At 61.9% G+C, this 9242-nt stretch carries 7 protein-coding genes and 1 pseudogene; 4 read left to right on the forward strand and 4 right to left on the reverse strand.

Going from position 1 to position 9242, the window contains the following annotated elements; translation table 11 throughout:
- Nucleotides 1-42: 42 nt before the first annotated feature.
- The 4 genes from Q0S16_RS15775 to Q0S16_RS15790 form a co-directional block, all read right to left on the reverse strand.
- Nucleotides 43-1098, reverse strand: coding sequence for an oligopeptide/dipeptide ABC transporter ATP-binding protein (locus Q0S16_RS15775; RefSeq protein WP_295849908.1), 1056 nt, complete (start codon nt 1096-1098; stop codon nt 43-45).
- Between the two features lie 111 nt (nt 1099-1209).
- A complete protein-coding gene (locus Q0S16_RS15780; protein ID WP_295849910.1) occupies nt 1210-2013 on the reverse strand; it encodes an RMD1 family protein in 804 nt (267 codons plus the stop codon).
- A 95-nt stretch (nt 2014-2108) separates the two neighbouring features.
- Nucleotides 2109-2693 (reverse strand): N-acetyltransferase family protein, encoded by a 585-nt coding sequence (locus tag Q0S16_RS15785; RefSeq protein ID WP_295849912.1) that lies wholly within the window; start codon nt 2691-2693, stop codon nt 2109-2111.
- A 10-nt stretch (nt 2694-2703) separates the two neighbouring features.
- Complete coding sequence (locus Q0S16_RS15790; RefSeq protein WP_295849914.1) at nt 2704-5061, reverse strand: Orn/Lys/Arg decarboxylase N-terminal domain-containing protein; 2358 nt, start codon at nt 5059-5061, stop codon at nt 2704-2706.
- A gap of 394 nt (nt 5062-5455) precedes the next feature.
- On the opposite strand from Q0S16_RS15790, the gene Q0S16_RS15795 reads away from it, so the two are divergent.
- The 4 genes and pseudogenes from Q0S16_RS15795 to Q0S16_RS15810 form a co-directional block, all read left to right on the forward strand.
- On the forward strand, nt 5456-6472 hold the full coding sequence (locus tag Q0S16_RS15795) for a formamidase (protein WP_295849915.1): 1017 nt from the start codon (nt 5456-5458) through the stop codon (nt 6470-6472).
- 465 nt (nt 6473-6937) lie between these two features.
- Nucleotides 6938-8047 carry a BMP family ABC transporter substrate-binding protein gene (locus Q0S16_RS15800; RefSeq protein ID WP_295849917.1) on the forward strand — a complete coding sequence of 370 codons (1110 nt, stop codon included), beginning with the start codon at nt 6938-6940 and terminating at the stop codon, nt 8045-8047.
- On the forward strand, nt 8044-9150 hold the full coding sequence (locus Q0S16_RS15805; protein ID WP_295849919.1) for an ABC transporter permease: 1107 nt from the start codon (nt 8044-8046) through the stop codon (nt 9148-9150). Before Q0S16_RS15800 ends, Q0S16_RS15805 begins: the two co-directional genes overlap by 4 nt.
- Nucleotides 9150-9242 (forward strand): annotated as a pseudogene (locus Q0S16_RS15810) (ABC transporter permease); the annotation flags it as partial. The gene Q0S16_RS15805 and the pseudogene Q0S16_RS15810, both read left to right, overlap by 1 nt.

Genomic DNA, 9242 nt, shown 5'->3' on the forward strand with positions numbered 1-9242 from the left:
CCAGGTCGATCGCCTCTAGAACCGTCTGCTTCGTCGTCTGCATCACGGTGGCGCTGCCTGGGCGACGAAACAGGACACCGAGTGCTGCGGTGCGATATCGGACAGAGCCGGCGCCTCTTGCCGGCAGCGCGCAATGGCCGAGAAGCAGCGTGGAGCGAAGCTGCAGCCGCGGGGCATGTCGAAAGGCGAAGGCATCGAGCCCGGAATCTCGCGCAGCAACGCGGGACGGGCGACGAACAACTGGCGGGTCAGCGCGACCACGGTGGCCTCGGGGAGTGATTTTGGCGCAAGGATCAGATGGTCGACGCTGATGGTCTCGACCTTGTCATCCGGACGCGCGGGCGACGAGCTGAACGTGCTTCCCGGAATCTCCGCTGACTCATAGATCGGGTGTTTCTGGGCAATCGTTTCCGAGACGTCGATGCCGAGGAATTGCGGCTCGCCGCGGATTCGCGCGGTAGCCGCGATCGCGTCCGCGGTCACCTTGCTGCCGAGCGGCCCGACCGCCATGAAGGCATCGTTTCGGACGTCACGGGCCATTTCGTCGATGGCGTTGGCGCCGTACTGCACCAGTTCCACCCGGTCGGCAGCGATGCCCGACTCCGTCAGGATCAGCTTCAGCATAGCCGGATTGGCCGCTGACCTGCCGATGATCGCGACCCGGCGACCCGGCAGGTTTTCCAACGCCTTGATGGCTGTCGCGGGTCTCTTAGATCGATTTTCATCACGCTTCGGAACGGACCAAAGGATCACGAAGTCCTTGCGCAAGATCGCAACGGCCTGGGTATCGTTGGGTATCGGAAGATCGGCCCGCGCGACCGCCAGGTCGACCGTGCGCTCGCCGAGCATCGCCAGGCTGGCCGCGGATCCGTCGGTGGCCGTCAGCGCCAGCCTGACATGGTCGCGTTCGCGCGCGAATGTCTGCGCCGCCGCCTGCAAGAACTTGACGTCGTCGCTGCCCGGCGGACCAACGGCAACCCGAAGCGTTTCCGGTCGAGTGATGAAATATACCGATGTCGCAGCCAGCGCGACGAATAGCAGCGCACTGGCAACGACGAAAAGCGCAAAGGTTCTTGCTGCCCGGCGCCTGCTGCGCATCCGTCGCGCCGGGTCGGAATTCAAGTCTAATAAAGGGGATGGCGCGTTCATGTTTCGGTATGGTCCCGTTCAGCCGCATGCGTTGCTGGCCTTCTGCGGAAATTAAGGCTTTCAGTGGGCCGCCTTGCCGATAAAAATCTGGTAGAAGCTGGTGGCGATTTCGATTGCGATCAGAATGACGACGATCAGTTCAAGGCGAAGCGATCGTCGGGTATCGATGATATCGGCCAATGTCTCCGCCGTTTCGGCGATCACCGCGACCTTGCGGTCGAGGGTCTCGACGCGCTCCTTTAGCTCATACTCATCCTCGAGCCGGGCATAAAGGCGCTCGAGATCCGGCCGGTCCCACAACGCGTCCGGCTTCTCCGCGACCGCGACGCGACCCGATACCCGGTGTTGGACCAGCAGGGCGTTGCCGATCAGCTTGAGGATCTCGGTGCGGTTGCGACGGGTGCGCCCGCGGGTGGCCAGTTCGACGGCGAAGGGTTCGATAATACCGAACACTTTAGTTACTTCGCGCTCGTCGCTCGCCAGGGCCACGCTCTTGGCCAGAACGTCGGCGACGATCAGCATTCGCGGCAGCGACATGTCTCCCAGCGAGATCGGGCCGCCCGCCGAAACCTGGTCATCCGCACCGCCGGAGATCTCGACGATCACACGCTCTTCCTCGGCAAGGCTGAGCCTGCCGACCACCCGGGGCGATATTTTTAACAGGAATGCGGCTTCCTCCTCCGGCGAAAGACCGATCAGAACGGCGACGCCATAACGGAAAACGACCGCGATACCCTTCTCACCCGTTCGAACCGCGAGCGGGACCGCCGAGACGATGTCACCGTCGAAGGTCGCGGTGTTGATGCGGTCACCGATATGCAGGGCGTGCAGGGAAACACGGTTCGCGGATGGTGAATCGATCATGCGCAGATGGCCTGTTGTCGATTCCGCAAGGAGGGCGGATATCAGCAGATGTATGCTCTCAAATCGTCGCGGACAACGCGGATAACCCGCACGGGTCAGCGCCCGGAAAGTGATGGCGGCGGCAGCGGAGGAGGGGTGGCGGAGCCGGTGGCGAGCGAGCGCTGCACCATGATCGTATCTGCCCAGTGGCCGGACCGGTAGGCAACGCCCCGCAGCAGGCCGACCCGGGAAAACCCGAATTTTTCGTGCAGGCCAAGGGAGGCTGTGTTGTCGGCGTCGATATAGCCGATGATCTGCCTGAAGCCCGCCGCGGCGCAGACGTCAATCAGTTCACGCATCAGGATCTGCCCGATTCCCTGCCCGACATGGTCATGGTGGATATAAATCGAGTGCTTCACCGTGAAGCGATAGGCCGGCCGCTTGCGAAAATGCACCACATAGGCGTAGCCGACGATTTCTCCGGCCTGCGTTGCCACCAGGTGGGGGAAGCGCCGGCTGCGCAGGTTCTTGCGCCGATCGCGCAGATCGTCCGGCTGCGGCGTTTCGGCGTCGCTGACACCCTCGTCGATGCCGTGGCGGATATGACGGCGATAGATCGCCAGCATCGCCTCGACATCGCCGTCGCGCGATGGCCGCACGACGACAGGCTGTTCATGTTCTCTGGGTATCCGGGCTTCCATCCGCGCTCCGCTATTCGCTGACCACGTAGGTGTAGAGCCGGATCAGGCCATTGGCGTCAACCTTGCGGTAAATGCCCTGGATCTCGACGTCGAAGCCGGGGAAGGTGTTGAAAGAGGTCTGGAACATCTTGAGATAGTCGATCATCGGCTGCGCGCGGGCGGTGAGTCGCTCGCCGGGAACGATCGTGGCGATGCCGGGCGGATAGACCACGAAAGGCGTGGTCGCGATACGGCCGGCGATGTCGTCGATCGGAAGGTAATCGACATCATTGCGGACCAGCGAGCGTGCCGCCGCGTGCGGCGACATTGCAATCTCCGGCAGATGTTCTGAAGCGAACTGCTTGGCCTGCAGCGCGCTGACGTCGGCCTTGCGGAAAAAGCGGTGCATCTCGCCGCACAGGTCGCGCAATCGAACGCCGGCATAGCGCGCCGGCCGCCGCCTCGCGAATTCCGGAATGGCGTCTTCCAGCAGCGCGTTGTCGTCGTGCAGCTTCTTGAACGCCACCAGGCCGGATATCAGCGTGCCGGCCTTGCTGGCCTCGACGCCAGGCGTCAGGAGAAACAGCAGCGAATTGAGGTCGTTCTTCTCCGGCACAATGCGGTTTTCGCGCAAGAACTGCGCCACCACCGGAGCCGGAATGCCATGCTCGGCATAGCCGCCGGTCGCGCGGTCGAAGCCCGGCGTCAGCAACGTCAGCTTATTGGGGTCGGTCATGGCGAATCCGGCGGCCATGCCGGGAAAGCCGTGCCAGGCGGCGTCAGGTGCCAGCTGCCAATAGGACGGGTTGGTGGCGAGCTGGTCGGTGCTGACGCTTTCCCAAGGCACGTTGTGCACGGCGCCTTCGCGCGACGCATCGGGGATTTCGACGCGCTCCGGCACGAAGGGCTCGAAGAACCAGCGGCGCTCGGGACGCGTCTCCTTCTCCTCGAATTCGCGGCGGACGGCGCGGATTTTCTTGCGCAGTTCGATGCCGAGCCGGATCGTATCGTCCCATAAGACTTCGCCCGAGCGGCCTTTCATCATCTGCGCGCCGACGTCCAGTGAGGCGAACAGCGGATAGAACGGCGAGGTTGAGGCGTGCTGCATGAAACTTTCGTTGAAGCGCCGGTGCTCGACGCGCCGTTTCTGGCCGCGGATGTGGCGATCCTTCATGTGGATCTGCGACGCCTGCGAGAAGCTGGCGAGCTGCTTGTGCGTCGACTGGGTAGCGATAATTCCCGGCGAGTCCGGCCCGAGATCGCCGAGCCCCATGGCGAAGCGGCCGGCATACAGCGGATGGAATTTCATGAAGCCGGCCCAGGCTTCGTCGAACAGGATATAATCGCACAGGTGCCCGATGCGCTTGATGATCATGTCAGCGCTGTAGATGGTGCCGTCATAGGTGCATTGTTCGACCACGGCGACCCGGAACGGGCGCGGACGTTGCCAGGCTTCCGGGTCGGTCACCAACGGGCTGGTCCGGATCCGCTCGCGTAACGCGCCTTCTTCAAACGCCTCCCAGTTCATTGGACCGATCAGCCCCCAGGGATTCCGCACCGTAGGCACGTAAATCGGTACGCCGCCGGATATCATCAGCGCGCCGTGTAAGGCAGCCTTGTGGTTATTGCGGTCGAACAGCACCAGGTCGCCATCGGTCACCAGCGCCGATAATGCCACCTTGTTGGAGGTCGAGGTGCCGTTAAGCACGAAATAGGTCTTTTCCGCGCCGAAAATCTTGGCGGCCTCCTTCTGCGCCTGCAAAGCGGGACCCTCATGGGTCAGCAGATCGCCGAGATCGAGCACCGAATTGTCGAGGTCGTCGCGGAATACGGCCTCGCCGAGATGTTCCATGAACACCCGGCCGATCGGGCTGCGGCTGTAGAACACGCCGCCATTATGACCCGGGCAGGTCCATAACTGGTTACCTTCCTCGGCATAGTCGACCAAGGCGCCGAAGAACGGCGTCTTCAGCGTCTCGGCATATTGCTTCAGGCGGCTGACGAGATTCTTGGCGATGAAGGGGGGCGTTTCTTCCGACAGGAAAATATAGCCGTCGATGAAATCGAGGACCTCCACCGGCACATCTTCGAACCGCTTGCGACGGATCAGCAGGATGATCGGGAAGTCGAGGCCGCGGCGGCGCATCAAGTTTATCAGGGCGGCCGTCTTGCCTTCCAGGCCCTTCTTGCCCCAGTCGACGACCATGCAGCCGATCGCAGCGTCGGTCTGAACCGCGATCGCGGCGTCCTCGAGCTTGCGCGCCTTGACGACCTCGAAGCCGGATCGCTCGATCTCGTCGACAATCTGGTTGAGGCGTACGCCCTCGAGATCATCCGCCTCGAAGTTCGGAATCGCAAACAGGAAATTGAAGCGCTTGAAATAGTCCATTTGGGCACCGATCGTTTTTCACTGCGATGTCTCACCGGGTTACGTGACAATTCGGTGAATAATTCTGTCTTGGCGATCTTTTGGACCAGAAAAGACAATTGCGAATTGTTGGCGTGGCCAGTCGGCAGTCCGCACCTGCATGGAAGTCAATTCAGCGGCAATGGCAACTGTCTTGCACGGGCCTTAGCGATGGGATCGAAAGACGCGGCTGAACCTCGGTGCTTCGCCGTAATTCGGCGGCCGCGACGACGCGCCGGCCGACCTCCCAGGCGTATGCCTCGCTGTTGCCCCGGCTGCGCCTGAAATATGGACTTTAGCTCCGCCACAAAATCGGGTCTGATTCGACGGTAAATCGGGCAATGACGTCGCGATAATGGTTCCGGAAGGAGTTCCCATGAACGGACTTGGCGGCCTCAATAAATCGCCGGAAGGCGTTGTCATCGGCCTGGTGCAATTGCAATTGCCGGTCGTCACCTCGCCGCAGGATCTGGCGCGGCAAACCGATCGCATCGTCTATATGGTCGGCAAAGCGCGCCGTAATCTCGGCACCATGGACCTCGTGGTGTTTCCGGAATATTCGCTGCACGGCCTGTCGATGGACACCAACCCGGCGATCATGTGCCGGCTCGACGGTCCGGAAGTCGCGGCCTTCAAGAAGGCCTGCATCGACAACCGGATCTGGGGCTGCTTCTCGATCATGGAGTTCAACCCTGACGGCAATCCCTGGAATTCCGGCCTGATCATCGATGATCTCGGGGAGATCAAACTGTATTATCGCAAGATGCATCCGTGGATTCCGGTCGAGCCATGGGAGCCCGGCGATCTCGGCATTCCCGTGATCGACGGTCCGAAGGGCGCGAAACTGGCATTGATCATCTGCCATGACGGCATGTTCCCGGAGATGGCACGCGAATGCGCCTATAAGGGCGCCGAAATCATGCTGCGCACGGCCGGCTATACCGCGCCGATCCGCGATTCCTGGCGGTTCACCAATCAGGCCAACTCGTTCCAGAACTTGATGGTGACGGCGAATGTCTGCATGTGCGGCTCCGATGGTTCGTTCGATTCCATGGGTGAAGGCATGATCGTGAATTTCGATGGCAGTGTCATCGCGCATGGCACCACCGGCCGTGCCGACGAGATCATCACCGCGGAAGTGCGACCCGATCTGGTGCGGGAAGCCCGCATTCACTGGGGCGTCGAGAATAACATCTACCAGCTCTGGCACCGCGGCTATGTCGCGGTGAAGGGCGGCGCGATGGATTGCCCCTATACGTTCATGCAGGACATGGTGGCGGGAACGTACAAGCTGCCATGGGAAGACCAGGTCAAGGTCACCGACGGGGCTTCCTGCGGCTTTGCCACGCCAACCCGGATGTTCGGCGCCAAGGCCGCGAGGGCTGCGGAGTAGTGGCAGGCGACATCTCCCGGTGTCGTCCCGGCCCAGTGAGCGGAGCGAACGCCGAGCCGGAATCCATACGCCAAGTTGGAGTTAGCCCGCGGACGGCCGCCCCAACTTCACGGACAGGACCGAGGTTGCGGGTCCCGGCTTGCGCTCGCAGGCCGCTTGCCGGGACGACATAGGCGTGACGGATGCAAGTCGCTGTCTCGCTCAACGATGCCGATATGTAATCTGATGGCATCTGAAATTGCCCAGCTCCATTGCATACAATTCCATATCTTCGCCCAAATATTTATCACTAGAGGGCCTTGCATCTGCGGTTCGCTCGAAAAAAGTCAGTATTTTCAGTGAACTGACCCGAACTTAGCCGCGCCTACCTTCTGGCACGATGCTTGCGACATGTTGTCCGGGCTGCGCCGAACCGGCGCGGCCGCGCAACGAGCGGGCGGCGTGTCCGCCGAAGGGGAGCACATCATGGACTTCGACAGGATTTCGCGGCGCCATCTGCTGCAGGGCGGCGCTGCGCTGACACTGGGTTCAGCGCTTGGCCTGCGCACGGCCTTCGCCGCCGACACCACGATCGGCTTCATCTATGTCGGCTCGCGGGATGACTACGGCTATAATCAGGCGCATGCGCAGGCCGCCGCGGCGCTGAAGAAGATGCCCGGCATCAAGGTGGTCGAGGAGGAGAAGGTCCCGGAAACCGACGCTGTCGAAAAGACCATGGAATCCATGATCAATCTCGATGGCGCCTCGCTGATCTTCCCGACCTCGTTCGGCTACTACAACCCGCATATGGTCAAGATCGCCAAGAAATATCCGAAGGTCAGCTTCGAACATTGCGGCGGGTTGTGGAGCGACAAGGATCCGAAGAACGCCGGCAGCTATTTCGGCTATATCGACGAAGCCCAATTCATCTCCGGCATCGTTGCTGGCCATACCTCGAAGACCGGCAAGATGGGCTTTGTCGCCGCCAAGCCGATCCCGCAGGTGCTGCGCAACATCAACGCCTTCACGCTTGGTGCCAAGCTGGCAAACCCGAAGGCCACCACGCAGGTGATCTTCACGGGGGACTGGTCGATGCCGGTCAAGGAAGCCGAAGCCACCAACAGTCTGATCGACCAGGGCGTCGATGTGCTGACCTGCCACGTCGATGGTCCGAAGACGATGGTCGAGAACGCCGCGCGCCGTGGCGCCATGGTTTGCGGCTATCACGTCAACCAGTCGCCGCTGGCGCCAAAAGCCTATCTCACCGGCGCCGAATGGAATTGGGAAGCGCTGTATCCCAAATTCCTCAAGATGCTGGCGTCCGGCGAAGGCATCCCGAATTTCTACCGCGGCGGTCTCAAGGAAGAAGTCGTCAAATGCTCGCCCTATGGCGAGGCCGTGTCGGCCGAAGCCCGCAAGCACGCCGATGATATCAAGGCGCAGCTGATCGCCGGCACCTATACGATCTTCAAGGGTCCGCTCAAGGACAACAAGGGTAATGTGGTCATTACGGCCGGCACCGAGCGTGGCCAGAAGGATGCCGAACTTGAGAAGATGGATTACTTGATCGAGGGTGTGATCGGAGCAACTTCGTGACCACTGGCGTTGGCGGCTCCCTGGCAATCGACACCACACCCGTGGCCAGGCCCGGGTTTCGCCAACGCCATGGCGGCACGATCGAATATATTCTGATCCCCGCTGGGGCGCTGATTGGCGCTCTCGCTTTATTCGGCGTGTTCGTTGCCTTGTTCGGCAAGAACCCGCTGGACCTCTATTGGTTTATGTATCAGGGCGCGTTCGGCACCTGGTTCTCCTGGCAGAATACGCTGACCAAGGCGGCGCCGCTGATCCTGACGGCGCTTTGCACAGCACTACCGGCGCAACTGGGAATGGTGATTATCGGCGGCGAGGGCGCGCTATTGATCGGCGCCTTGTCGGCGACATCCGCCGCGCTGCTTTTGCAATCCGCGCCGCCGTTGGTCGTACAACTCGCGATGGTGCTGGCGGGCGTCGCTGGCGGCGGGCTGTGGATCGCGCTGGCGGGCGGACTGCGCCATTACCGCGGCGTCAACGAAACCATCTCCAGCCTGCTGCTGGTCTATATCGCGCTGGCAATCCTCAACCATCTCGTCGAGGGGGTGATGCGCGATCCGGCCAGCCTCAACAAACCGTCGAGTCGCGAGATCGGCGCCGCCAACATGATCGGCTCGATCCCCGGCACCGACGTGCATTGGGGCTTTGTGTTCGGCGTGATTGCTGCGATCGCATCCTACGTGCTGATCTATCATACCGTGTTCGGCTTCGCGGCGCGCGTCGCCGGCGGCAATGTCCGCGCCGCCAAGATCGTCGGGCTCGGCGTCGGCCGGCTGATCATGATCACCTGCTTTCTGGCTGGCGGTGCCGCCGGTCTCGCGGGGATGGTTGAGGTCGCGGCCGTGCAGGGCCGCACCAACGCCAATCTCGCCGCCGGCTACGGTTTTACGGGCATTCTCGTCGCGTTCCTGGCGCGGCATAATCCGCTGGCCATCATTCCGGTGGCGATCCTGCTCGGCGGTATCAGCGCGTCCGGCGGGCTGTTGCAGCGCCGGCTTGGACTGCCCGATGCGTCGGTGCTGGTGCTGCAGGGCATGATCTTCGTCTGTGTGCTGGCCAGCGATGCGCTCTATGGCCGGATCGGTTTTCTGAAAGGAAAATCCTGATGGCAGCCGGTGACATCGGATACTGGACCGTCCCGCTCGCGGTGTTCGGCGGCGCGATCCGCATCTCCACGCCGTTTCTGTTCGTCAGCCTC

This window comes from Tardiphaga sp. (genome assembly GCF_025356345.1).
Classification (GTDB): domain Bacteria; phylum Pseudomonadota; class Alphaproteobacteria; order Rhizobiales; family Xanthobacteraceae; genus Tardiphaga.